This is a genomic window from Pseudomonas sp. D8002, from assembly GCF_013385695.1.
In the GTDB taxonomy this organism is placed as follows: domain Bacteria; phylum Pseudomonadota; class Gammaproteobacteria; order Pseudomonadales; family Pseudomonadaceae; genus Aquipseudomonas.
This window is the reverse complement of record NZ_JACAPM010000024.1, coordinates 84,525-109,264: the sequence shown is the minus strand read 5'-3', so window position 1 is coordinate 109,264 and position 24,740 is coordinate 84,525. Positions and strand designations below refer to the sequence as shown.

Genomic DNA, 24,740 nt, shown 5'->3' with positions numbered 1-24,740 from the left:
AAAAGAACCCTTGCAGCAGGTTAGGCCGGTGGCTGGGTCTGGAGCATCGACGGCCGCTGACTCACCTCGGCATACCACGCCGCCAGCTTCGGATGGCTCGACCGCCACTGCATGTCCGGGTGGCGGAAGTCCAGATAAGCCAGTGCACACGCCACGCTGATCGCGGCCACGTCAAACGGCCCGGCCAGTTCGGCGATGGCGTCCTGTTCGAGCATGTCGAGGGCGCGGCGGATCTTGTCGCGCTGGCCTTCCAGCCACAGGTCCCAATGTTTTTCCTCGGGGCGCATGGCGGTTTCATAACGCACCAGTACGGCGGCATCCATGATGCCGTCGGCGGTCGAGGCCAGGGTCAGGCGCCGCCAGCGGGCCGGGCCGTTACGGGGGATCAGTGGAGTCCCGGTGTGTTGGTAGTCGAGGTAATCGAGGATCACCCGGCTGTCGTGCAGCGCATTGCCGTCGGCCAGGCGCAGGGCGGGGATCTTGCCCAGCGCGTTGTCCAGGATTACATCGGCGTCGGGCTTGACCGGCGTCGGCACGCAGGCGTGCAAGGTCACGCGGTCCAGTTGACCGGTCTCGTGCAACAACACCCGTACTTTGCGCACAAACGGCGAGGCAGGGTTGTGGAACAACGTCATGCTGGGGGTGGACATGGGCATTCCTCGGAAAAGGGCAGCGCTAATCTATCTCAACGCTTGAGCAACGCCCAGCTACCTATGGCGGCCGGAATGCCCAGCCCCACCCAGCTCAGCGAATCCCACAAGCCGTCCCCCAGCAATGCCGCAAACAATCCGGCAGCACTCAACAACCCGATGGCCAGCGGAATGCCGAATACCTTCCAGAAACTCGATTGCCTCGGCTTCATGACTTGGCCGCCTTGCGCCGCACCAGCCACAGGTACACGCCACTGCCCAGGACGATGATGGTCAGCACATCCAGCACCGCCCACAGGATCTTCATCGGCATGCCGCCGTAGTCACCGAAGTGCAGCGGCTGGGACATGCCCATGGCGTCCATGTACCACGGCCGTTCGGCGATGGCGGTGACGTGCAGGTTGCTGGCGTCGATCAATACCGGCGTCAGCAGGTGTGAAGTCAGGTGGGTGCTGCCTTTCATGAACACCGCGTAGTGATGCTCGCTGGAGAAACGCGTGCCGGGGAACGCGATAAAGTCCGGCTCCATCCCGGGCGCGGCCTTGGCGGCAATCGTCAGCAGGTCTGTGGCGGGGGCGCGCAGGGTCAGCGGCGGGGCGTTTTTGTAAGGCTCGATCATTGCGCTGAGGCTGTCGGTGCGCCACGCGGCGATGATCAGGTCGGCGCAGGCGCTGATCACGCCGGTCACGCCCACTACCAGCGCCCAGGTCAGGGTGACCACGCCGATCAGGTTGTGCAGGTCGAGCCAGCGCAGGCGCGTGGATTTGTCCTGGCGCACGGTGGCGAATTTCAGCCGGCGCATGAACGGCAGGTACAACACCGTGCCGGAGATGATCGCCAGCACAAACAGAATGCCCATGAACGCCAGCAGCAACTTGCCCGGCAGCCCTGCGAACATATCAACGTGCAGGCGCAGCAGGAACATCGTCAGCCCGCCGTTGGCCGAAGGCGTTTCCACGGCCTCGCCGGTGCGGGCGTCGAGCATGAAGGTGTGGGAGGAATTGGGTTCGGTGCCGGCGGTGGCGGCCATGATCGCGATCACGCCGTTCTTGTCGTCTTCGTCCCAGGCCAGGTATTGCATGGCTTCGCCGGGGCGATGGGCCTGGGCTTTGGCAACAAGCTGTTCGAGGTTCAGCTGTGGGGTATCGGCGGGCATCTGTGCCAGCTCGGGTTCGTTGCCCAGCAGGTGGTCGATCTCGTGGTGGAAGATCAACGGCAGGCCGGTGAGGGCGAGCAGCAGCAGGAATACGGTGCAGACGAGGCTGGTCCAGGTGTGGATGAAGGACCAGCGGCGGATGGTTTTGCTTTTCATTTTCTAGCCTTCAGACACACCGAAGCCGCCCACGGGGGCGGCCCGGTTGTTAACTCAGCCGATTACCACTGGTAGGTGGCACTGGCGACGACGCTGCGTTGGTCGCCGTAGTAGCAGTAGGAAGCATCGCAGGTGGAAATGTAGTCCTTGTCGAACAGGTTGGTGGCATTCAGTTTCACCGAAGCCCCCTTGAGGCTGTTGTCCAGGCGGCCGAGGTCGTAATGCACGGAGGCATCGAACACGGTGTAGGCATTGGCCTTGCCCAGCCAGGTGTTGCCCTGGTCGCCATAGGTATTGCCGGTGTAGCGGGCACCCGCGCCAATGCCGAAACCGTCGAGCACACCGGCGTGCCAGGTGTAGTCGGTCCACAGTGAGGCTTGCTGGTTTGGCATCAGTTGCAGGCGGTTGCCTTTGTATTGGCCTTTTTGCACTTCGGATTTGGCCAGGGTGTATGCCGCGATGACCTTAAGGTTCTCGGTCACGTCAGAGACGGCTTCCAATTCCAGGCCCTTGACCTTCACTTCGCCGGTCTGGTCGGTGATCGACTGGCCACCGGCACCGAAGCTGGTAACCAGCACGTTCTTTTGGGTCAGGTCGTACACCGCAGCGCTCAGCAGGGTATTTGAGCCGGGTGGCTGGTACTTGACCCCCAGCTCCCATTGCTTGCCCTCGGTGGGTTTGTACGACTCGGTTGGCGAGACGCTGGCGTTACTCGCTGGCTGGAACGATTCGGCGTAGGAGAGGTACGGAACGAAGCCCGAATCGAACACATAGCTCAGCGCGGCGTTGCCACTGAAGTTCTTGCTGCGGTCGGTATTGGTTGCATCGTTTTTGTTGAAGTAGGTGGTGCCTTGGTGCACCCAGTCTTCACGCCCGCCGAGGGTCAGGCGCCACTTGTCCAGGGCCATCTGGTCCTGGGCGTAAAGGCCAGTCTGGATGGTTTTCTGGTTGTAGTCGTAATAAGCGGTGGAGCGCGCCGGACGCACCACCGGCTTGGTGTTGACGGGGTTGTAGAGGTTGACTGTGCCGCCGTCACCGAAGATCGACAGGTACGAGGTGTCGGTGCGCTGGTGATCCAGGCCGAGCAACAGCGTGTGGGTGATATCACCGGTGGCGAAGTCAGCCTGGAAATTGTTGTCGACGGCGAACTGGCCGATGTTTTCGTCCACGTTGGTCGACGAGCGGCTGGTATTGCCCTCGGCATCAATGGTCGAGTAACCGTAGGAACCCACGGTCAGCTGCTGGAAAGCCAGCTCCGACTTGGTGTAACGCAGGTTCTGCTTGAACTGCCAGGTATCGTTGAAGCGATGCTCGAAGGCGTAGCCCAGCGCGTAGTAGGTGCGGTCGTAGTACTCGTAGTCCGGGTCGCCGAGGTTCTTGTGATGAGAGATGTCCCCCAGCGGCGATTTGATCTTGGTGCCGACAATGGGCAGGAACTGACTGGTAGCACCGGTATCGTCGCGGGTGAACTGCGACAGGAACGTCAGCTTGGTGTCGGTATCAATATTCCAGGTCAGGCTGGGGGCGATGTTGTAGCGCTTGTTGTCGATGTGATCGACCTGGGTGCCGGCGTCGCGCACCACACCGCTGAGGCCGTAGAGAAACTGGCCTTCATCATCGATCTTGCCGGTGCTGGCGAAGTTGATCTGGCGGTAGTTGTCGCTGCCGTACTGCACCTGGATGGCATTGCTCGATTCAGCGCTGGGGCGGCGGCTGACCATATCCAGCAGGCCACCCGGTGGCGTCTGGCCGTAGACCGACGAGGCCGGCCCACGCAGCAGCGCAAGGCGGTCGAGGTTCCAGGTTTCGGCTTTCGGGTTGGCATACACGCCGCGTGGCAGCGGCAATCCGTCGAGGAACTGGGTGGGTTCGAAGCCGCGTACACGCATCCAGTCGTAGCGGGTGTCACTGCCGTAGCTGGCGGACACGATACCGGGCATGTATTTGACGGCGTCATCCAGGTTCTGGACGTTGCGGTCCTGCATTTGCTGGCGAGTGGCGACGGAGATCGAACGCGGGGCTTCGACCAGTGCGGTATCGGTCTTGGTGCCGGCAGCGGTGCGGGTCGCCAGGTAACCATCAACCGGCCCCCATGCGCTTTCCGCGTCGGCCTGGCCGGTAATGCTGGTCTCCGGCAATGCCACGACCCCATCCGGGATCGCTACCAGGCTGAACGTGCCTGCACTGCTTTGCTCCAGTTGCAGCCCGGTCCCGCGCAACGCTTCACGCAATGCGCCTTGTGCATCGAATTGCCCTTTTACCGGCGCGGAAGTCTTGCCCGCTGCCAACCCCGGGTTCAGCGTCAGCGCCAAACCGGCCTGGCTGGCGATCTGGTTCAGGGTGGTGGCCAGCGACGCTGCCGGCAGATTGTAGGCGCGCACACTGGACGCTTGTTCGGCGGCGAGCAACTGGGTGCTGGCCAGCGGGGCGCTGAGGGCAATGGCCACGGCCAACAGGCTGGGGCGCAACAAGGTGTCTAGCGTGCGGGACATAGGGCGGCTCCTGAATGGAAATATTTCTCAATTGCCTATGTGCCGAGCGAGATGCAAAAAGTGATAGGGCTCGATGAAAATAATTTCGATTAGTGGGTGAGTGCTGTTTTTGAGGGCCTCATCGCAGGCAAGTCAGCTCCCACAGGGGAACGCATTCCACCTGTGGGAGCTGGCTTGCCTGCGATGACAATGGCCTATGCACCACAGGAGCCTAAGGCTTGGGCGCCACCGTCACCCACCACGGCGTGTGTTGTTGAATCTGCACCGGCAAGGTCGGCAGCAGCGCGTTCAGTGCCAGGTTGGTGTCGTGCAACGGAAAGCTGCCGGTAATCCGCAGGTCGGCCACCTGTTTATCCACACCCAGGTAACCGGTGCGGTAGCGGCTCAGTTCGGCAACCACATCGCCGAGCCGCGCGTTGTCCACCACCAGCATGCCGCGCGTCCAGGCGTCGGTGCCGGGGCTGACGGCAAGCATCGGGCCGAGGCTGTCGCGGCGCATCAGCACTTGCTGGCCTTCCTTGAAGATCTGCTCTTGATGCAGCGCTTCAGGCTGTGCGCCGACGGCAGACTGCAACACGCTGAGGCGGGTGCCATCTTCCTCGCGCTTGACGATAAACCGTGTGCCCAGGGCGCGCAGGCTGCCTTCGCGGGTTTCGACAAAAAACGGGCGGGCGTCGCTGTGGCCGGTTTCGACAAGGATCTCGCCTTCCTGCAATACGATCAGCCGACGTTTCTCGTCAAAGCGCACGTCAATGGCGCTGTGGGTGTTGAGGTTGATCACGGTGCCATCCGCCAGCTTCAGGGTGCGCTGTTCACCGGTGGCGGTGCGCTGGTCTGCCAGCCAATAGTTGAGCGGCACGTAGCGCTGGCCGACGAACAATGCCAGGCCGCACACCAGCACCACACTGGCCAGGCCGCTGCCGAGCTTGCGCACGCGGCGGCGAATGCCTTCGCGCGACTGCAGCAATGCCGCACGGGCCGGGCCCGAGGCCACACTGAAACGCTGATCGAGCATGCCCAACTGGCGCCAGGCGCGGGCGTGTTCTTCGTTGCTGGCCAGCCATTTGGCGAATTCTTCCTGCTCCACGGCGCTGCCGTCGCCCGAGTCGAGGGACAGTTGCCAGGCAATGGCCGCGTCGAGCACCCGCGCCGACACCGGCTTGGAACTGACCGGGCTCACACCGGCTCGCCATACAGGGCGATGTAGCACTGGCGGATACCCTGGGCCAGGTATTGCCGCACCCGCGGCACGGAAACCCCCAGGCGCTGGGCGATTTCGGCGTGGCCCATGCCGTCGAGGCGGTTGTAGAGGAAGGCCGCGCGGGCCTTGCTCGAGAGTTTGCCCAGCAGGCGGTCGATGGCCTTGAGGTCTTCGAGGATCAGTTGCTGTTCTTCCGGGGACGGGTGCTCGCTTTCCGGGATCAGCATCAGTTCGGTGAGGTAAGCCTGTTCCAGCGCGGCGCGGCGGAAATAATCGAACAGCAGGCCCTTGGCGATGGCCACCAGAAACGCCCGCGGCTCGCGGGGTTCACGCAGTTCTTCACGGCCCAGCAGGCGCATGAAGGTGTCCTGGCTGAGGTCTTCGGCGCGGCTGGGGCAGGCCACGTTGCGTCGCAGCCACGCCAACAGCCAGCTGCGATGGTCGCGGTACAACGCGCCAACAAGCTCACTGTGGGGACTTTGGATTGACGACAAGGCGACACCGATCGGAAAGTTTAAACTAACGAGAATTATTCGCGATTGTGGCAGAGGTGTAAGGCGGGTGCAATTGGCGTTGGTCGGGCGGCGGCGTAATGCTATCTATCATGGTGATGCCGCTTACTGTGGCGAGGGAGCTTGCTCCCGCTCGGCTGCGCAGCAGTCGTAATCCAGGCAATGCATTTATTCAGTTGGAAATGGGTTGGCTGATTTGGGGGCGCTTCGCACCCCAGCGGGAGCAAGCTCCCTCGCCACCATTAGAATGAGGGCGCCTGCTTGCGGCGTTTCCATTGGCCCAGGCGCTGTTGTAACGCGTGCGGGCTGTCGATCTGCTGCTGCCGTGCGCGGCTGAACAAAATCAGCATCAGTTCCGCCGTTGCCAGCGCATCCGCACTGGCATGGTGACGCTCGCCCACTTGCAGCTTGAAATGCGTGATCCAGTCATCCAGCCCGGCCTCGCGGATGTTCGCGTCGGGGCACAGCAGCGGGGCGATGTCGGCCACGTCCAGGAACGGGTGGTTCAAGCGATAGCCCAGGCTGTCCTTGAGTGCCCGGCACAGCATGTGTTGATCGAAGGGCGCATGAAACGCCAGCAGCGGGCTGTCGCCGACAAACTCCATGAAGTCCATCAGCGCTTCTGCCGGGTCACTGCCCGCTGCAATGGCGCTGGGCCCCAGGCCATGGATCAGCACGCTGGGGCTGAGCTTGGTCTCGGCCCGGTGCAGGGTGCGCTCGAATAATTGCGAGAAGTCCACTGCGCCGTCCTCGATCACCACGGCGCCAATCGAAAGCACCTGGTCACGATTGAGGTTCAGGCCGCTGGTTTCCAGGTCCACCACCACCCAGCGCTGGGCCCGCAGCGATCCGTCCCCCAGCTCCCCAGGTGTGGGCAATTGTTCGACGCGCCGTTGTTGTGCCGCATCCAGGCCAGGTTTGGGTTTGCGCAACCAGCCAAACCAGCTCACAGCTGATACCGCAACGTCAGGCTGCCTTGCAGGCGTTGGGCCTGGCGCAGGGATTCGCGCAGGATGCGCCGGTCGAGGTGGTTGAGGCTGTCGGGATCGACGCGGTTGGAGTAGGGCAGGTTCTCGCGGGTTTGCAGTTGGTGTTGTTGCATGCGGGTTTGCTGGATGAAGTGATAGGCCTCTTCATAGGCGGCGCCATCAAGGCGTTCGATGACTTCCCTGGCCACCAGTTGGCGCAAGCGCTCCAGGGTGTTGATGGCGCTGATGCCGTTGGCCAATGCCAGCAGACGGGCACCGTCGACAAATGGCGTGAGGCCTTGCACCTTGAGGTCGAGGGTTGCCTTGTCGGCGCCTCTGCGCGTCAACACAAAATCCCGGAAGCGCCCTACCGGCGGGCGCTGGCGCAACGCGTTCTCGGCCAGCATGCGCTGGAACAAACGGTTGTCTGCCACCTGGTCGAGAATGCCCTGGCGCAATTGCTCGCACCCTTGCTCATCGCCCCACACCACCCGCAAATCAAAATAGATGCTCGAACCCAGCAGATTCTCCGGCGTCGCCTCACGGATAAACCCGGCAAAGCGCCGCGCCCATTCCGCCCGGGACAGGCACAGCTCCGGGTTACCGGCCATGATATTGCCCTTGCACAGGCTGAAGCCGCACAGCGCCAGGCTCTGGTTGATCTGTTGTGCCAGCGGCAGCAGGCGCCCGCGAATCTCGGCGGCTTCGGCGGCGTCCCGGGCTTCGAACAGGATGCCGTTGTCCTGGTCGGTATACAGCGTCTGCTCGCGGCGGCCCTCGCTGCCGAAACACAGCCAGCTGAATGGCACGCCCGGGTCGCCCTTGTCGGCCAGGGTCAACTCGATGACACGGCACACCGTGTGATCGTTGAGCAAGGTGATGATGTGGGTGATCTGCGTAGACGACGCGCCGTGGGCGAGCATGCGCTCCACCAACTGGCCGATTTCGCCGCGAATCGCCACCAGGTTTTCGACCCTGGGCGCATTGCGGATGGTGCGCGCCAGGTGCACCAGGTCCACCCGCTGCAGGGAAAACAGGTCACGCTCGGACACCACGCCACACAGGCGCTGATCCTTGACCAGGCACACGTGGGCGATATGCCGTTCGGTCATCGCAATCGCCGCGTCGAAGGCGCTGTGGTCCGGCGTGAGGAAAAACGGCGCCTGGGTCATATGGCGCTCGATGCCCTGGTTGAAATCACTGGTGCCGTCGGCCACCACCTGGCGCAGGTCCCGCAGGGTGAAAATCCCCAGGGGCGCCTTGTGTTCATCGACGATCACAATGCTGCCCACTTGCTGCTCGTGCATTTGCGTGACCGCTTCACGCAGCGGCGTCAGCGGGCTGCAGGTGACCGGGTGACGCATGGCCAATTCGCCCAGGCGGGTGTTCAGCGAATATTGGGTGCCGAGGGTTTCCACGGCCTTTTGCTGGACTTGCTGGTTGACCTGGTCCAGCAAGCTGCTCACGCCGCGCAAGGCAAAGTCGCGAAACGCGCTGGAAAGGGCGAACAGCTTGATAAAGGCCGGCTTGTTCAGTTGCAGGCAGAAGGTGTCTTCGGCGGCTTTGTGCTCGGTACGGGTGGCCCGCTCCCCCAGCAGCGCCGCCAGCGGAAAACATTCACCGGTGGTGATTTCAAAGGTGGTTTCTGTCGAGTCCGGCCGCTCGCCGACTACGCGCCCCTGCTTGACGATATAGAAGTGTTCCACCGGCCCGCCCGAGGGCTTGAGGATGCTCTCGCCGGGGCCGTAGAAGCGCAATTGACACTGCTCTACCAGAAATCCCAGGTGGGCGTTTTCCATTTGGTTGAACGGCGGGAAACGTTGCAGGAATTGCAGGGTGCCGTGGATGTTCTGCAACACAGCGGTTTTCCCCGCTTGTGTGAAAGCATCAGCTTTACTCATACCTATGACCGCAGTTTTTTTGTCGTTATCGTGCCCCATGGTCGACTCCTGCGCTGCGGGTGCCCATTGGACGTAAGTCTAGGTAGCGATTCGCCCTCACTTACTAGGGAAAAACCTTACATGAATATCGTCCAAACCCCGTAGAACGCCCACTAGGCAAACTTTCCGACGAAGTGCACATTGTTCGCCCTTCCGGCGATGTCTGACTTCTGTGCTGGGAGATTGAATAGAACTGCCGAGAAACGTATGTCCGACCACGATATTTTGAGTGATGCCGAGCGCGAGGCCCTGAGTGCTGTTATGCAGGAGCCGGATTTGCCGCCACAACGGGTTTTGATCGTGGATGACGACAAGGACGCGCGCGAACTGTTGGCAGAAATTCTTGGCCTGGACGGCATTCGTTGCATGACCGCCGACAGCGGCGAGGCTGCATGGGACTTGTTGAGTTCCAGCAGCTCCATCGGCTTGCTGATCACCGACCTGCGCATGACGCCGAGCAACGGGCTGCAATTGATTCGCCAGGTGCGCGAATCCACCCGGGCGGCGCTGCCGATCATCATCATGTCGGGTGACGCCGAAGCGCCGGATGTGATTGATGCGATGCACTTGAGCGTGGTGGACTTTTTGCTCAAGCCGATTGATAGCGTGAAGCTGGCGAAGATGGTGAAGCGGGAGTTGGGGATGGCGTCCTAGACAGTGCCATTGGTCTGATATCGCGAAGAACTGTCAATTCTGACAGTAGGAATAGCTTGAGAGCGTCTGTTTACTGGTTTGGGGTGTGCTGATCGTCGATCAGCGCCTCATAAAGCCATGAACAGGAGTTCGCTATGAGCACCAAACTTTTTCGAGTTGAAGATGAGGCCTTGCAGGACGCAAGGGTGAGGGCACTATCCGGGGATGCTTTTGTTCTTGTGCTTGCTCCCGGCAAGTTTCGGTTTTTCAGCACCAAGGAAGTCCTCGGGTTCCTGTCATGGACAGCGGTGCTTGGGGCAGGTCAAGAGCGTATTGACCTGGATTATGGGCACGATGTGCCGAACGGCCTTCATGAATTCGAGGCAAGGGGCAGGCGCGTGACTTACCGGGCGCCGGACGGTAAGGATTATTTCGGACCTACTGAAGGGAAGATCTTTCTTGAAGTTGAACGCCCCCCGACCGGTACCGCTTTCACGCACAAGGGTAACTTTTTGAATGTGCGGTTCGAGTCGGACGGTAATACGGTCGTTCTCAATGGCGGTTATAAACTCAGTTCTTCTTAAACCGCTGCAAAAAAGCCCTGATCTCTCGACCAGGGCTTTTTTATTTACAGGCCGTTTTTAGCCTTGAACTCCCGACGCCGACGGTGCAACACCGGCTCGGTATAGCCGTTCGGTTGCTTGGTCCCTTCAATCACCAACTCCACCGCTGCCTGGAACGCGATGTTGCTGTCGAAATCCGGAGCCAGCGGGCGATACAGCGCATCCCCGGCGTTCTGACGGTCCACCACCGGCGCCATGCGCTTGAGGCTTTCCATCACCTGGGCTTCATTGACGATGCCGTGGCGCAACCAGTTGGCAATGTGCTGGCTGGAGATACGCAGGGTGGCGCGGTCTTCCATCAGGCCGACGTCGTTGATGTCCGGGACTTTCGAGCAACCCACGCCCTGGTCGATCCAGCGCACCACGTAACCGAGGATGCCCTGGGCGTTGTTGTCCAGCTCGTTGCGGATTTCTTCCTCGGACCAATCGGTATTCTGGGCCAGGGGAATGGTCAGGATATCGTCTACCGAAGCACGTTCGCGCTTGGCCAGTTCGGCCTGGCGGGCGAACACGTCAACCTTGTGGTAGTGCAGCGCATGCAGCGCAGCCGCCGTCGGCGAAGGAACCCACGCCGTGTTGGCGCCGGCCAGCGGGTGAGCAATCTTCTGCTCCAGCATGGCGGCCATCAGGTCGGGCATCGCCCACATGCCTTTACCGATTTGTGCGCGGCCTTGCAGGCCGGTGCTCAAACCGATGTCCACGTTCCAGTTTTCGTAGGCGCCGATCCACTTCTCGGCCTTCATGGCGGCCTTGCGCACCATCGCGCCGGCTTCCATGGAGGTGTGGATCTCGTCGCCGGTACGGTCGAGGAAGCCGGTGTTGATAAACACCACGCGCTCGCTGGCGGCCTTGATGCAGGCCTTGAGGTTGACCGTGGTACGGCGCTCCTCGTCCATGATCCCGACTTTGAGGGTGTTGCGCGGCAGCTTCAGCACGTCTTCGATGCGACCGAACAGCTCGTTGGTGAACGCGGCTTCTTCCGGGCCATGCATTTTCGGTTTAACGATGTAGACCGAACCGGTGCGGCTGTTCTTGCGGCTGGTGTTGCCGTTAAGGCTGTGGATCGCCGACAGGCTGGTGAGCAGGCCGTCGAGAATGCCTTCCGGCACTTCGTTGCCATCCTTGTCGAGGATCGCGTCGATGGTCATCAAGTGGCCAACGTTACGCACGAACAGCAGCGAACGACCGTGCAGGGTCACTTCCTTGCCGTCGGCACCGGTGTAGACGCGGTCGGCGTTCATGGTGCGGGTAAAGGTCTTGCCACCCTTGGCGACTTCTTCCGACAGGTCGCCCTTCATCAGGCCGAGCCAGTTGCGGTAGATCACCACCTTGTCATCGGCATCGACGGCGGCGACGGAGTCTTCGCAGTCCATGATGGTGGTCAGGGCGGCTTCCATCAGCACGTCTTTTACGCCGGCGGCGTCGGTCTGGCCGACCGGGGTGCTGGCGTCGACCTGGATTTCGAAGTGCAGGCCGTTGTGCTTCAGCAGGATGGCAGTCGGCTTGGCTGCGTCGCCCTGGTAGCCGATCAACTGGGCATCGCTGCGCAGGCCGCTGTTGCTGCCGCCCTTGAGGCTGACCACGAGCTTGCCGTCGACGATCTTGTAGCCGGTGGAATCCACATGGCTGCCGGCAGCCAGTGGTGCGGCTTCGTCGAGGAAGGCGCGGGCGAAGGCGATGACCTTGTCGCCACGCACCTTGTTGTAGCCTTTGCCTTTCTCGGCGCCGTCGGCTTCGCTGATGGCATCGGTGCCATAGAGCGCGTCATACAGCGAACCCCAGCGCGCATTCGAGGCGTTGAGGGCGAAACGGGCGTTCATCACCGGCACTACCAGCTGCGGGCCGGCCATGTGGGCAATTTCTTCATCGACGTTTTGGGTCGAGGCCTGGAAATCCGCGGCTTCTGGCAGCAGGTATCCGATATCTTGAAGGAAGGCTTTGTAGGCCACGGCGTCGTGTGCCTGGCCGGCGTGTGCCTGGTGCCAGGTGTCGATCCGCACTTGAAAATCGTCGCGTTTGGCGAGTAGGGCTTTGTTCTTCGGCGCCAGGTCGTGGATGACCTTGTCGGCACCGGCCCAGAACTGGTCGGCGGTAATGCCGGTACCAGGAATGGCTTCGTTGTTCACGAAGTCGAACAGGACTTTGGCGACCTGCAGGCCACCGACTTGAACGTGTTCAGTCATTGCTTGCCTCACTCTGCGGAGCTTATGCGCTTTTCAGCTTTTCAATTTACCAATGAAGCCTCTGGCCATGTAAACCGTGAACACGCTGCACCAGTACATGCCGTAGAAGGCGGCTGGGCGGGCTGCGTCGCGGTGCGTGGTTGCCTTGGCAGACATCGACCTAACGTTATGTAGTGCGCGATTGGGCATACTACATGATGAGTTGCGGTTGTGAAAATTAGACTAAATACGTCGTTTAGCGACCCACTTTGGTCGTACGGTCACAGTGGGGTACGGGATGTTCTCAAAAAACTATTGGATTGTTCCATATAAATATAAAAATGGTACACGATTTGTTTTCGCGGGCGCCTGCGTCCACCTTGTAGGAGCGAGCTTGCTCGCGAAGATCGTTAACGATAACGCGGGATGCCTGACACCCAACGGTGCTCTCACGTTCTTCGCGAGCAAGCTCGCTCCTACAGAATCATAAGAAGAGGACGACACCATGGACCATCTCGTACTGACTGTCATCGCCCCGGACAAACCCGGTGTGGTCGAACGCATCGCCCAATGCATCGCCGCCCATGGCGGCAACTGGCTGGAAAGCCGCATGGCGCACATGGCCGGGCAGTTTGCCGGGATTTTGCGGGTGAGCGTGCCGGCGGAAAATCGGCTGGACTTGATTGGCGCGCTGGAAGACTTGTCCACCCACGGCATTCGCGTGCTGCTGGGCGAAAGCAGTTCGCTCGCCCCCAGCGAGTCGCAACCCATCGCGATGGAACTGGTCGGTAACGACCGGCCGGGGATTGTTCGCGACATCACCGCGCTGCTCAGCAAGCAGGGTGTCAACCTGGAGCGCTTGATCACCGACGTGCGCCCGGCGCCCATGAGCAGCGACCTGCTGTTCCACGCCGAAGCCTTGCTGGCGGTGCCGTTGACGCTGCCGCTGGAAACCTTGCAGGCGGCGCTGGAAACCCTGGCCGACGACTTGATGGTGGAACTGGAACTACGCAGCGAGGAATAGTTGCCCACAAGGTTATGCATGGAAATCTTGCATGGGCCTGTGGATAACCTGTAGAGACCCGCGTCCGGCCCAGGCGGGCCGTGGCTCTTCGCCAGCTGGCTAAAAAACGAACAGTTTCAAGGGCTTGTGCACAAACGCCGGGGACCAGGCTGTGGATAACCTTGGGGTGAATGCCTGCAAGCCACACCGGCTGTGGCTTGCAGAGGTTTGTACGTTATTTGATCAGTTTTTCCGCACAGTCATCCAGGCGTCGATGCTGTAAACCACCAGGCCGGCCCAGATAAAGCAGAAAGCGATCAGCGTGGCGGGTGCCAGGTGTTCGTTGAACAACAGCACGGCTTCCAGCAGCACCAGGGTGGGCGCCACGTATTGCAGGAAGCCCAGGGCGGTGTAGGGCAAATGCCGTGCGGCGGCGTTGAAACACACCAGCGGGATCAGCGTCACCGGGCCTGCGGCCACCAGCCACCACGCTTCGGAAGTGCTCCAGAATTCCATCTGTGCGCTGTGGGCCGAGGGGTTGAACAGCAACCATGCGATGGCAATCGGCACCAGCATCCAGGTTTCCACCACCAGCCCGGGCAATGCCTTGACCGGCGCCTGCTTGCGGATCAACCCGTAGAAACCAAAGGTCGCCGCCAGGACCAGGGATACCCACGGCAGGCTGCCGACTTGCCATACCTGTTGCGCCACACCTACCGCTGCCAGGCCCACGGCCACCCATTGCAGGCGGCGCAGGCGCTCGCCGAGGATCACCATGCCCAGCAGCACGTTCACCAGCGGGTTGATGTAGTAACCCAGGCTGGCCTCCAGCATGCGGCCACTGTTCACCGACCACACATAGGTCAGCCAGTTGGCTGCGATCAAGGTGCCGCTCAGGGCCAGGATCGCCAGGCGCCTGGGGTTGTCCCGCAGTTCGCGAAACCAGCCGGGGTGTTTCCAGACCATCAACAGCACACTGCCGAACAGCGCCGACCACAGCACGCGGTTGACGATGATTTCTGCGGCGGGAACGCTGGCGATGGCCTTGAAGTAGAGCGGGAACAGGCCCCAGATGACGTAGGCGCTCAGGCCCAATATGTACCCGCGACGGGGGTTGGCGGCTTGCATGCAGAATCCTTGCTTAGGCAGCTAACAAAGCCGCGATTGTAAGGATATTTGTCAGGGGATGTGTGTTGAAAGTGTAGGGCCCAAGGTCAGGGCCCAGACGGTAGGGATCAGAACAGCTTCAACGGTTCTTCATTGAGCGCCGACAACTGCTCGCGCAACGCCAGCACCTGGTCGCCCCAGTAACGTTCGCTGCCAAACCAGGGAAAGCTGTGGGGGAACGCCGGGTCGTCCCAGCGCCGTGCAAGCCAGGCGCTGTAGTGCATCAGGCGCAGGGCACGCAGGGGTTCGATCAGGGCCAGTTCGCGCGGGTCGAAGTCGTGGAATTCCTGGTAGCCGTCCATCAATTCCGACAGTTGCCCCAGGCATTCCTGACGATCACCGGCGAGCATCATCCACAGGTCCTGAACGGCGGGGCCCATGCGGCAGTCATCGAGGTCGACGATGTGGAACATCTCGTCGCGGCACATCATGTTGCCGGGGTGGCAATCGCCGTGCATGCGGATGTTCTTGTGGGGCGTGGCCTTGTAGACCTCCTCCACACGCTTGAGCAGGTCGCGGGCCACGGACTCGTAGGCTGGCAGCAGGCTGCGAGGAATGAAGTTGCCTTCCAGCAGGGTGTTCAGGGAATCGTGACCGAAATTCTTCACGCCCAGGGCTTCGCGGTGTTCGAAGGGGCGGGTGGAACCGACCGCATGCAGGCGGCCGAGCAATTGGCCGAGGCGATACAACTGGTCGAGGTTGCCCGGCTCCGGTGCGCGTCCGCCACGGCGCGGGAACAGGGTGAAGCGGAAACCCGCGTGCTCGAACAGGCTTTCACCGTTGTGAATCATCGGCGCCACCACCGGCACTTCGCACTCGGCCAGTTCGAAGGTGAAGCTGTGTTCTTCGAGGATCGCTTCGTTGGTCCAGCGTTGCGGCCGATAGAACTTGGCGATCAAGGGCTCGGAGTCTTCGATGCCGACCTGGTAGACACGGTTTTCGTAGCTGTTGAGCGCGAGGATGCGGGCGTCGCTGAGGAAACCGATGCTTTCGACTGCGTCGAGCACCAGGTCAGGGGTCAGTGTTTCAAACGGGTGTGCCATGCGAACTCCTGCGCGCAGCAGGGCGCCGCGTCCGGCCGGGTATGGTAACGCACCGGGGTCGAGATAGGTGGTGACTGTTCTGACGCCTTCGCGAGCAAGTCGAATCGTCGCACCGCCGCTCCCACATTAAACCGAGTCCTGGCTTTGGAATGCGGTCAAGTGTGGGAGCGGGCTTGCTCGCGAAGAGGCCTTATCAGGCGCCGACGATCCCGCCATCATCCCGACGAATCGCCATCACCGAGGACCGTGGCTTGCCATTTGGCAGATGCTCCGGCCAGGTCGAACCACCGGTTTCCCCCGGATGCTGAATCCCCACAAACAGGGTTTTCTGGTCCGGCGAGAAGCTGATCCCGGTCACTTCACAGGCCACCGGCCCCACCATGAACCGCCGAATTTCACCGGTCGACGGGTCGGCACACAGCATCTGGTTATTACCCATCCCGGCAAAGTCGCCGCCGTTGCTGTAGTCGCCATCGGTGAGGATCCACAACCGCCCGGCCTTGTCGAAGCCCAGGCCGTCGGGACTGTTGAACATGTTCTGCGGGTTGATGTTGGACGAGCCGCCTTTTGGCGTGCCGGCATGCACGGTCGGGTTGCCGGCCACCACGAACAAATCCCAGCTGAAGTCCGGCGCGCCATGGTCGTTGGCATTGGCCTTCCAGCGCAGGATCTGCCCGTAGACGTTTTTCTCCCGCGGGTTCGGGCCGCCCGCCGGCTGGCCGTCTTCGCCGCGCTTGGCGTTGTTGGTCAGGGTGCAATACACCTGGCCGTCGGTGGGGCTGACCACGATCCATTCCGGGCGGTCCATGCGGGTGGCTTTCACCACGCTGGCGGCCAGGCGCGCGTGGATCAGCACTTCGGCCTGGCTGGCAAAACCGCTGTTGGCGTCGATGCCGTTCTTGCCGTAGGTCAGTTCGACCCATTGGCCCTGGCCCTTGGGATGGTCGGCATTGCCGTCGCCCGCGTCGAAAATCGCCACATACAAGGTGCCGTGGTCCAGCAGGTCCTTGTTGGCCTTGGGATTCTTGTGATTGATCTTGTCGCGGCTGATGAACTTGTAGATGAACTCGCCGCGCTCGTCGTCGCCCATGTACACCACGGCGCGGCCGTCGCGGGTTTCCGCCAGCGCAGCATTTTCATGCTTGAAGCGGCCGAGGGCGGTGCGCTTGACCGGTGTGGATTGCGGGTCGAACGGGTCGATTTCCACTACCCAGCCATGGCGGTTGAGTTCGTTGGGATTCTTGGCCATGTCGAAGCGCGGGTCGTGGGGGTGCCAGTTGATGTCTTTGCTCGCGGCGACCACGCCATAGCGTTTCTGCCCGGCGTCGAAGGTCTGTTGCGGGTTGCTGCTGCCGAAGCAGTCGGTGAAGTTCTCTTCGCAGGTGAGATACGTGCCCCACGGGGTCTTGCCGTTGGCACAGTTCTGGAAGGTGCCGAGGACTTTTTTGCCGGTTTTGTCGGCGCTGGTTTTCAGCCAGGCATGGCCCGCCGCAGGGCCGCCGAAGCGGATTGGCGAGTTGCCGTGGATGCGCCGGTTGTAGCGCGAGTCCTGGACGAACTGCCAGGTGTCGCCTTTGCGCCGTACTTCGATCACCGACACGCCTTCGCTGGCCAACGCCTTGCGCACGTCTTCGGCCGATTGCGGCGCGCCGCCGTGGGCGTAGAGGTAGCGGTAGTTGGTGTATTCGTTGTTGATCGCCATCAGCGCGCGGTTGTCGTCACCGGGGAAGGCGAACAGGCTCATGCCGTCGTTGTTGTCGCCGAACTGCTGTTCCTGGGCCTTGGCGGTGCCGTTGCCGCTGGGGTCGAAGGCCGGCGCGTTCTTGTGCAGCGGCTGGCCCCAACTGATCAGTACCGAAGCGCTGTAGCCGGGCGGCAGGGTGATGGTGTCGCTGGTGGCTGCGGCGATGCTGGTGAAACCCAGCAATGGGCTGTTCGACGCGGCGTTGACCGCCAGGGCACTGCGGGTCAGCAGGTTGCCGCCGAGGAACATCGCGGCACCGCACAGGGCGCCGGCACCGATAAAACGCCGGCGGGTGAGGCCGACCATCTGTTCCAGGTCGGTGGTTTGGTTTTCTTCTAATAGGCTCATTTCAGGCTCCCTGCGGGTTTTTGCAGCCACCTTAGGGAGCAGTCGTGACGAAATTGTTGCAGTTTGAAGCGCTACACCGGAGTGCCCAGCAGCACGTTACTGGGGGAGAACTGCACCTTCACTTGCAGGCCTTCGGCGGCATTAATCTGTGCAAGCGCCTCGGGCCGGGCCAGGGCGCAGAGAACCTGGCCGTTGGGCAAGGTGATCCGCACCTCGCTGGGGCCATCTTCGGCATCGAGAATGGCCTCGATTTTTCCTTCCAGGCAATTGTGTCCAGGTGTTGCTGCCTGCGTGACGGCCAGTACTTCAAGCCAGCCGGCCTTGATCAGGGCGACGACTTCGGTGCCGATCTCCAGCTCCAGGCGCAAGGTACTGTCGTGGGTGATCTGCGCATCCAGGCGCAGCCCGGCTGCCAGCTCCAGGCGAATCAGGTCATTGCGGCCGTGGCTGTCGATGGCGATCACCCGGCCGTGCAACTGGTTACGTGCGCTGGTGCGCAGCATCAGGCGGCCCAGCAGGTTGAAGTCGCTGGCGTCTTCGGCGCAATCCAGCACCTGGGCTTGCAACACCTGCAGGCGTTGGTAAAGGCGTAATACCCGCTCACCCTCGGCCGTCAACCTGGCGCCGCCACCGCCCTTGCCGCCAACGCTGCGTTCCACCAGCGGCTTTTGCGCCAGGTTGTTCAGTTCGTCGATGGCGTCCCAGGCCGCCTTGTAGCTCAGCCCCGCACTCTTTGCGGCGCGGGTGATGGAGCCTTGTTCGGCAATATGTTGCAGCAGTGCAATGCGCTGCGGGCGACGGACGATGTGTTGGCTCAAGAGGGTTGGCAGGGACATGGTTACACGCTTCGATGGAATGGGCTGACGTTGCGGGCAGGACGCCCGCGAGTCAAGTCATGTGCCGGGCTTGGGCGTCCGTGCCAGGCAATACACATCCACCTGTCGGGCGCCGGCATCCATCAACAGGCGGGCGAGACTGCTGGCGGTGGCGCCGGTGGTCAGTACGTCGTCGATCAGCGCCAAGTGCCGGCCTTTGACTTGCGCGCCGTCGGCCAGGGCGAAGGCCTGGTGCAGGTTACGCTTGCGGGTCCTGGCGTCGAGGTCTTGCTGCGCCACGGTTTCACGCGGCCGTGACAGCAGGTGCTCATCCCAGGGGATGTTCAAGTCCTCACTCAGCCAGCGGGCGAGCATTGCCGCCTGGTTGAAGCCCCGTTCCCGCAGGCGTTTGCGGGCCAGGGGCACGGGCAGCAGGCAGTCGGGGCGAGCCAGCGCGGCATCTTCATAGCGGTGTTGCAGGAATTGTCCCAACAGGTGCGCAAGCAGATGCCCCAGCGGCCAGCGGGCCTGATGCTTGAAACGGCTGATCAGGCTGTCGATGGGGAAGCTGTAGGTCCACGGCGCGACAACCTGCTTGAACGCCGCAGGTTGCTTCAAGCACTGGCCGCACACCAGGCCAGTCGCCGGCAACGGCAGTGCGCACACCTCGCAATGTTCCATCAGCCAGGGCAGCTCGGTTTCGCAGGCGCTGCAGACGGGATCGGCCGTTCCGCTGCTTTCATCGCAAACTAAACAGGGTTGGTCGCTTTTTAACCAGATGTAAACCTCGTGTTTGTTCTCAAGTTGACAGTGCATGAATCTTCCTTAAATATGCCGAGCATCCGTGTCGTACCTGTGGGTATTACTCCCACAGGGCTTGCCAAAGCATAATCAAGGAATCGCCCATGAGCGCCAGCATCACTGCCAACCTGCGTCACGATTGGTCTTTAGCCGAAGTCAAAGCGCTGTTCGTACAGCCCTTCAACGACCTGTTGTTCCAGGCGCAGACCGTGCACCGCGCGCATTTCGACGCTAACCGCGTCCAAGTTTCCACGCTGCTGTCGATCAAGACCGGCGCCTGCCCGGAAGATTGCAAATATTGTCCGCAGTCGGGCCACTACAACACGGGCCTGGAAAAAGAGAAGCTGATGGAAGTGCAGAAGGTCCTCGAAGAGGCCGCTCGCGCCAAGGCCATCGGTTCGACCCGTTTCTGCATGGGCGCCGCCTGGAAGCATCCGTCAGCCAAAGACATGCCCTACGTGCTGGAGATGGTCAAAGGCGTGAAAGCTATGGGCCTGGAAACCTGCATGACCCTCGGCCGTCTCGACCAGGACCAGACCGAAGCCCTGGCCCAGGCCGGCCTCGATTACTACAACCACAACCTCGACACGTCGCCGGAGTTCTACGGTTCGATCATCACCACCCGCACCTACGGCGAGCGCCTGCAAACCCTGGCGTACGTGCGTGATTCGGGGATGAAGATCTGCTCCGGCGGCATCCTCGGCATGGGCGAGTCCCTGGACGATCGCGCCAACCTGCTGATCCAGTTGGCCAACCTGCCGGAGCATCCGGAATCGGTGCCGATCAACATGCTGGTGAAAGTTGCCGGCACGCCGCTGGAAAACGCCGACGACATCGACCCGTTCGACTTCATCCGCATGCTGGCGGTGGCGCGCATCCTGATGCCGCAGTCCCATGTGCGGCTGTCGGCCGGGCGTGAGGCGATGAACGAGCAGATGCAGGCCCTGGCATTCTTTGCTGGCGCCAACTCGATTTTCTACGGCGACAAGCTGCTGACCACTGCCAACCCGCAGGCGGACAAGGACATGCAACTGTTCTCGCGCCTGGGCATCTTGCCGGAAGCTCGTGAAGAGCACGCCGATGAAGTGCACCAGGCGGCGATCGAGCAGGCGCTGGTGGAGCAGAAGAGTAGCGAGCAGTTCTATAACGCGGCTGTTTGATAAGTCCATTTTGGAATGCCATCCAAATGTGGGAGCGGGCTTGCTCGCGAAGGCGGTGTGTCAGCCAATACATAAGCTGACTGATCCACTGCTTTCGCGAGCAAGCCCGCTCCCACATTTTTGACTGCGTTCAACCTGATCTACCGAGGTCTCATGTCTTTCGATCTCGCCGCGCGTCTTGCGGCTCGTCGTGCCGAACACCTGTATCGCCAACGTCCACTGCTGCAGAGCCCGCAAGGCCCTGACGTGGTGGTCGACGGCCAGCCGTTGCTGGCGTTCTGCAACAACGATTACCTGGGCCTGGCCAATCACCCGCAAGTGATTGAAGCCTGGCGCGCGGGCGCGGCTCGCTGGGGCGTGGGTGGCGGCGCTTCGCATCTGGTGATCGGCCACAGCACGCCGCACCATGAACTGGAAGAGGCCCTGGCCGACCTCACTGGTCGCCCGCGGGCGCTGCTGTTCACCACCGGTTACATGGCCAACCTTGGCGCCGTCACCGCGCTGGTGGGGCAGGGCGATACGGTGCTGGAAGACCGCCTTAACCACGCCTCGTTGCTGGATGCCGGTTTGCTCTCGGGTGCGCGCTTCAATCGTTACCTGCACAACGATGCTGAAAGCCTGGCCAAGCGCCTGGAGAAAGCCACCGGCAATACGCTGGTGGTGACCGACGGCGTGTTCAGCATGGACGGTGACCTGGCCGACTTGCCGGCGCTGGCCCGTGAAACCCGGGCCAGGGGCGCATGGTTGATGGTGGATGACGCCCATGGCTTCGGGCCTTTGGGCGCCAACGGTGGTGGGATCGTCGAGCATTTTGGCTTGAGCCAGGAAGATGTGCCGGTGCTGGTCGGCACGCTCGGCAAGGCCTTCGGTACCGCTGGCGCCTTTGTGGCGGGCAGCGAAGAGCTGATCGAGAGCCTGATCCAGTTCGCCCGCCCGTATATCTACACCACCAGCCAACCGCCGGCATTGGCCTGCGCCACGCTGAAAAGCCTGGAACTGCTGCGCACCGAGCATTGGCGGCGGGAGCATCTCAATGGGCTGATCCGCCAGTTCCGCCAGGGCGCAGAGCAGATTGGCCTGGAACTGATGGACAGTTTCACGCCGATCCAGCCGATCATGATTGGCGACAGTGCCCGCGCCGTGCGTTTGTCGCAGATGCTGCGCGAGCGCGGGCTGATGGTCACCGCGATCCGCCCACCGACCGTGCCCGCCGGCAGTGCCCGTCTGCGGGTGACTCTCACGGCGGCCCACAGTGAAGCCCAGGTGCAGCTATTGTTAAGCGCATTGGAAGAGTGTTTCTGCTTGTTAGGCCAGGAGCCCGACCATGCGTGATCGACTGATACTGCTGCCTGGCTGGGGCCTCGGCGTTTCGCCGCTGGAACCGCTGGCGGCGGCGTTGCAGGGGCTGGATGAACACTTGCAGGTGCAGATCGAACCGTTGCCGGACGTGGAGTCGGACGACCTTCAAGAGTGGCTCGATGAGCTGGATTCGACCTTGCCCCAAGACGTCTGGCTGGGTGGTTGGTCCCTCGGCGGCATGCTTGCTGCCGAGTTGGCCGCGCGGCGCGGTGATCATTGTTGCGGTTTGCTCACCTTTGCCAGCAACGCAAGCTTCGTGGCCTGGCCCCGCTGGGACCATGGCATGCACGAAGAGGATTTTATTGCGTTTCTTAACGGTTGCCGCCTTGATCCGGTTGCGACGTTAAAACGCTTCAGTCTGCTTTGCGCCCGGGGCTCCAGCGATCCCCGATCACTTGCTCGGCTATTGCTGGCGGGTGCCCCTAAAACCTCCGCGCAGACCTTGCTCAGTGGTCTGGAGCTGTTGGGCCGATTGGACACCCGCCAGGCGTTGGTCGACTTTCAAGGGCCGCAGTTGCATCTGTTTGCCGGGCTGGACGGGCTGGTTCCGGCTGAAGTGGCCGGTGAGTTGTTCGCCTTGTTGCCTGATGTTGAAATCGGCCTGATTGAACAGGCCGGTCACGCTTTTCTACTGGAGGACCCCCACGGTGTGGCGGGGGCCATCCAGGCTTTTTTGCATGAGTGCGGTGATGACTGATTTGTCCCATGTGTTGCCCGGCGGCTTGCCAGACAAGCGCCAGGTAGCGGCCTCCTTTTCCCGCGCAGCCGCCAGTTACGACAGCGTTGCCGAGTTGCAGCGTGCGGTGGGCAGCGAGCTGCTGCGGCGTTTGCCCGAAGGTCTTTCTCCACAACGCTGGCTGGACCTGGGCAGTGGCACGGGCTATTTCAGTCGTGTGCTGGGCCAGTCATTTGCGGGTAGCCAGGGTTTGGCCCTGGATATCGCCGAGGGCATGCTCAAACACGCCCGGCCGCTGGGCGGTGCACAACATTTCATCGCTGGCGATGCCGAGCGCTTGCCCTTGCAGGACGCGAGTTGCGGGCTGATCTACTCCAGTTTGGCAGTGCAGTGGTGTTCGGATTTTGCCGCAGTGCTCAGCGAAGCGCGGCGCGTATTGCAGCCCGGTGGCGTGCTGGCGTTTGCCAGCCTCTGCGTGGGTACGCTGGATGAGTTGCGCGAAAGCTGGCGCGCAGCGGATGGCATGGTTCATGTGAACCGCTTCCGGCCGTTCAGTGCTTATGAGCAACTGTGCGCAGCCAGTGGTTTGCGGGTGCGCGGCCTGGAGCAGTGTCCCCACGTGTTGCATTACCCCGACGTGCGCAGCCTGACCCACGAACTGAAAGCGTTGGGTGCGCACAATCTGAACCCGGGGCGCCCAGGAGGGTTGACGGGCCGGGCGCGGATTGTTGCACTGGTGCAAGCCTACGAGCAGTTCCGCCAGGCCCAGGGCCTGCCGGCAACTTATCAAGTGGTGTACGCCGTCCTGGAGAAACCTCTATGAATGCCGCTTACTTCATCACGGGGACCGACACCGACGTCGGCAAGACCACCGTCGCTGCCGGCCTGCTGCATGCCGCGCGGCAAGCCGGCAAAAGTACGGCGGCGGGCAAGCCGGTAGCCTCTGGGTGCCAGCTGACGCCCAAGGGCCTGCGCAATTCGGACGCCCTGGCGTTGCTGGCCGAGTGTTCGTTGCCGTTGAGTTATGCCGAGGTCAACCCGGTGGCCTTCGAGCCGGCCATCGCGCCGCATCTGGCGGCCCGTGAAGCCGGCGTGGCGCTGACGGTGCAGTCGTTGTTGAAACCCATGCAGCACGTTCTCGCCAAGCAGGCGGACTTCACCTTGATCGAAGGTGCGGGCGGCTGGCGTGTGCCATTGGCGGACCAGGACAATTTGTCGGACCTGGCCCAGGCGCTGAAGCTGCCGGTGATCCTGGTGGTGGGTGTACGGCTGGGGTGTATCAGCCACGCGTTGCTGACCGCAGAGGCCATCGCCCGGGACGGGTTGCCGCTGGCGGGCTGGGTGGCCAATATCATCGACCCCAAGACCTCTCGTCTGGAAGAAAACCTCGCGACCCTGGCTGAACGACTCCCCGCGCCATGCCTGGGAAGGGTGCCCAAGCTCAAGCATCCCAGCGCCGAAGCGGTCGCCGCGTACTTGCAACTGGACCTGCTTGACTAGTTTTGCCTATCGCGAAGGCATTATGCCATTAGTGTTTTTGACGGGCGTTTTGCCGGTAGGTCTGCTTCAATAACAGTTCACGATTCTCTTATAGGCAGGTTCACGCCATGGAAATCTCTGGTAGCAGTGCGTTTTACTCGGGACTGAGCGCGATTCAGACCGGGCAGAACCGTGTCGACCAGGCCGCCGGCAAGATTGCCAGCGCCGCCACTTCCCAGCCTTCGGACGCGCAAAATGATCGTTTGCGTTCGGTAGACGCCAATCAGGCCAGCAACTCGGCGAGCAACATGGTCGAGATGGCCCAAGGCAAGTTCCAGGTTGAACTGGGCGCCAAAGTCGCCAAGGCTTCCGACGAAATGCTCGGCACCTTGATCGATACTTACGCATAACCCCCCCTCTTATCGTGCGAGCTGGCTTCTCTGTGGGAGCTGGCTTGCCTGCGATAGCGTCACCTCGATCCTCCTGATACACCGCGGCGCCCGCATCGCAGGCAAGCCAGCTCCCACACTGATCTTCACCGCTCAATAATCTTTTTCCCCCTGAATCGTCATGCGGCATTTCGCTGCAGGCCTTGCCGTGCCTGACGTTGACCTGCGTCATGACAAACGGCGTTTGCGCGACGCTTGACAAG

General features: G+C 61.9%; 23 protein-coding genes and 1 pseudogene. 10 read left to right on the top strand and 14 right to left on the bottom strand.

Annotation, left to right across the window (positions count from 1 at the left end; genetic code table 11):
• Positions 1 to 20: 20 nt before the first annotated feature.
• The 8 genes from HX807_RS13345 to HX807_RS13310 form a co-directional block, all read right to left on the bottom strand.
• Positions 21 to 650, bottom strand: coding sequence for a glutathione S-transferase (locus tag HX807_RS13345; RefSeq protein WP_003209214.1), 630 nt, complete (start codon positions 648 to 650; stop codon positions 21 to 23).
• A gap of 35 nt (positions 651 to 685) precedes the next feature.
• Positions 686 to 862, bottom strand: coding sequence for a hypothetical protein (locus HX807_RS13340; RefSeq protein ID WP_003209216.1), 177 nt, complete (start codon positions 860 to 862; stop codon positions 686 to 688).
• Positions 859 to 1,962 carry a PepSY domain-containing protein gene (locus HX807_RS13335; RefSeq protein WP_003209218.1) on the bottom strand — a complete coding sequence of 368 codons (1,104 nt, stop codon included), beginning with the start codon at positions 1,960 to 1,962 and terminating at the stop codon, positions 859 to 861. Before HX807_RS13335 ends, HX807_RS13340 begins: the two co-directional genes overlap by 4 nt.
• A gap of 62 nt (positions 1,963 to 2,024) precedes the next feature.
• Positions 2,025 to 4,454: a TonB-dependent siderophore receptor gene (locus tag HX807_RS13330; protein ID WP_177008823.1), complete on the bottom strand. Its 2,430-nt coding sequence runs from the start codon at positions 4,452 to 4,454 to the stop codon at positions 2,025 to 2,027.
• 211 nt (positions 4,455 to 4,665) lie between these two features.
• The gene (locus HX807_RS13325) at positions 4,666 to 5,634 is read right to left on the bottom strand and encodes a FecR family protein (protein ID WP_177050210.1); all 969 of its coding nucleotides are present in this window, start codon (positions 5,632 to 5,634) and stop codon (positions 4,666 to 4,668) included.
• Positions 5,631 to 6,149: an RNA polymerase sigma factor gene (locus HX807_RS13320; RefSeq protein ID WP_177050208.1), complete on the bottom strand. Its 519-nt coding sequence runs from the start codon at positions 6,147 to 6,149 to the stop codon at positions 5,631 to 5,633. Before HX807_RS13320 ends, HX807_RS13325 begins: the two co-directional genes overlap by 4 nt.
• Before the next feature lie 260 nt (positions 6,150 to 6,409).
• Positions 6,410 to 7,117, bottom strand: coding sequence for a PolC-type DNA polymerase III (locus tag HX807_RS13315; protein ID WP_008434358.1), 708 nt, complete (start codon positions 7,115 to 7,117; stop codon positions 6,410 to 6,412).
• Complete coding sequence (locus HX807_RS13310; protein ID WP_177050206.1) at positions 7,114 to 9,036, bottom strand: putative nucleotidyltransferase substrate binding domain-containing protein; 1,923 nt, start codon at positions 9,034 to 9,036, stop codon at positions 7,114 to 7,116. Before HX807_RS13310 ends, HX807_RS13315 begins: the two co-directional genes overlap by 4 nt.
• Before the next feature lie 246 nt (positions 9,037 to 9,282).
• On the opposite strand from HX807_RS13310, the gene HX807_RS13305 reads away from it, so the two are divergent.
• Positions 9,283 to 9,729, top strand: coding sequence for a response regulator (locus HX807_RS13305; RefSeq protein ID WP_003211086.1), 447 nt, complete (start codon positions 9,283 to 9,285; stop codon positions 9,727 to 9,729).
• Positions 9,730 to 9,863: 134 nt separating this feature from the next.
• Entirely contained in the window at positions 9,864 to 10,292 is a 429-nt protein-coding gene (locus HX807_RS13300; protein WP_177020648.1) for a hypothetical protein, read from the top strand.
• A 44-nt stretch (positions 10,293 to 10,336) separates the two neighbouring features.
• Here HX807_RS13300 and HX807_RS13295 read toward each other — a convergent pair whose 3' ends face one another.
• Positions 10,337 to 12,514 carry a malate synthase G gene (locus HX807_RS13295; RefSeq protein WP_177050202.1) on the bottom strand — a complete coding sequence of 726 codons (2,178 nt, stop codon included), beginning with the start codon at positions 12,512 to 12,514 and terminating at the stop codon, positions 10,337 to 10,339.
• Positions 12,515 to 12,887: 373 nt separating this feature from the next.
• Between HX807_RS13295 and HX807_RS31660 the strand changes: the two are divergent.
• A pseudogene (locus HX807_RS31660) lies at positions 12,888 to 12,974 on the top strand (outer membrane lipoprotein carrier protein LolA); the annotation flags it as partial.
• 24 nt (positions 12,975 to 12,998) lie between these two features.
• Positions 12,999 to 13,517 carry a glycine cleavage system protein R gene (locus tag HX807_RS13290; RefSeq protein ID WP_003211081.1) on the top strand — a complete coding sequence of 173 codons (519 nt, stop codon included), beginning with the start codon at positions 12,999 to 13,001 and terminating at the stop codon, positions 13,515 to 13,517.
• Between the two features lie 222 nt (positions 13,518 to 13,739).
• Here the strand turns inward: HX807_RS13290 and rarD are convergent, their stop codons facing one another.
• The 5 genes from rarD to HX807_RS13265 form a co-directional block, all read right to left on the bottom strand.
• Positions 13,740 to 14,624 carry an EamA family transporter RarD gene (gene rarD, locus HX807_RS13285; RefSeq protein ID WP_177046495.1) on the bottom strand — a complete coding sequence of 295 codons (885 nt, stop codon included), beginning with the start codon at positions 14,622 to 14,624 and terminating at the stop codon, positions 13,740 to 13,742.
• A 107-nt stretch (positions 14,625 to 14,731) separates the two neighbouring features.
• On the bottom strand, positions 14,732 to 15,706 hold the full coding sequence (locus HX807_RS13280; RefSeq protein ID WP_003211077.1) for a serine/threonine protein kinase: 975 nt from the start codon (positions 15,704 to 15,706) through the stop codon (positions 14,732 to 14,734).
• A 193-nt stretch (positions 15,707 to 15,899) separates the two neighbouring features.
• A complete protein-coding gene (locus HX807_RS13275) occupies positions 15,900 to 17,798 on the bottom strand; it encodes a PhoX family phosphatase (protein ID WP_177050200.1) in 1,899 nt (632 codons plus the stop codon).
• Between the two features lie 71 nt (positions 17,799 to 17,869).
• Positions 17,870 to 18,634 carry a TOBE domain-containing protein gene (locus HX807_RS13270; protein ID WP_102604393.1) on the bottom strand — a complete coding sequence of 255 codons (765 nt, stop codon included), beginning with the start codon at positions 18,632 to 18,634 and terminating at the stop codon, positions 17,870 to 17,872.
• Between the two features lie 57 nt (positions 18,635 to 18,691).
• Positions 18,692 to 19,429, bottom strand: a complete 738-nt coding sequence (locus HX807_RS13265) for a ComF family protein (RefSeq protein WP_177050198.1) — start codon at positions 19,427 to 19,429, stop codon at positions 18,692 to 18,694.
• A gap of 89 nt (positions 19,430 to 19,518) precedes the next feature.
• Between HX807_RS13265 and bioB the strand changes: the two genes are divergently transcribed.
• The 6 genes from bioB (at position 19,519) to HX807_RS13235 (ending at position 24,498) form a co-directional block, all read left to right on the top strand.
• Entirely contained in the window at positions 19,519 to 20,574 is a 1,056-nt protein-coding gene (bioB, locus tag HX807_RS13260) for a biotin synthase BioB (protein ID WP_003211072.1), read from the top strand.
• 153 nt (positions 20,575 to 20,727) lie between these two features.
• Entirely contained in the window at positions 20,728 to 21,906 is a 1,179-nt protein-coding gene (gene bioF, locus HX807_RS13255; RefSeq protein WP_177050196.1) for an 8-amino-7-oxononanoate synthase, read from the top strand.
• A complete protein-coding gene (locus HX807_RS13250; RefSeq protein ID WP_177050194.1) occupies positions 21,899 to 22,630 on the top strand; it encodes an alpha/beta fold hydrolase in 732 nt (243 codons plus the stop codon). Before bioF ends, HX807_RS13250 begins: the two co-directional genes overlap by 8 nt.
• On the top strand, positions 22,623 to 23,432 hold the full coding sequence (gene bioC / locus HX807_RS13245; RefSeq protein WP_008434372.1) for a malonyl-ACP O-methyltransferase BioC: 810 nt from the start codon (positions 22,623 to 22,625) through the stop codon (positions 23,430 to 23,432). The genes HX807_RS13250 and bioC overlap by 8 nt, the downstream gene beginning before the upstream one ends.
• Positions 23,429 to 24,109, top strand: a complete 681-nt coding sequence (bioD, locus tag HX807_RS13240) for a dethiobiotin synthase (protein ID WP_008434374.1) — start codon at positions 23,429 to 23,431, stop codon at positions 24,107 to 24,109. Before bioC ends, bioD begins: the two co-directional genes overlap by 4 nt.
• A 107-nt stretch (positions 24,110 to 24,216) precedes the next feature.
• Positions 24,217 to 24,498: a hypothetical protein gene (locus HX807_RS13235; RefSeq protein WP_008434375.1), complete on the top strand. Its 282-nt coding sequence runs from the start codon at positions 24,217 to 24,219 to the stop codon at positions 24,496 to 24,498.
• The last annotated feature ends 242 nt before the right edge of the window (positions 24,499 to 24,740 follow it).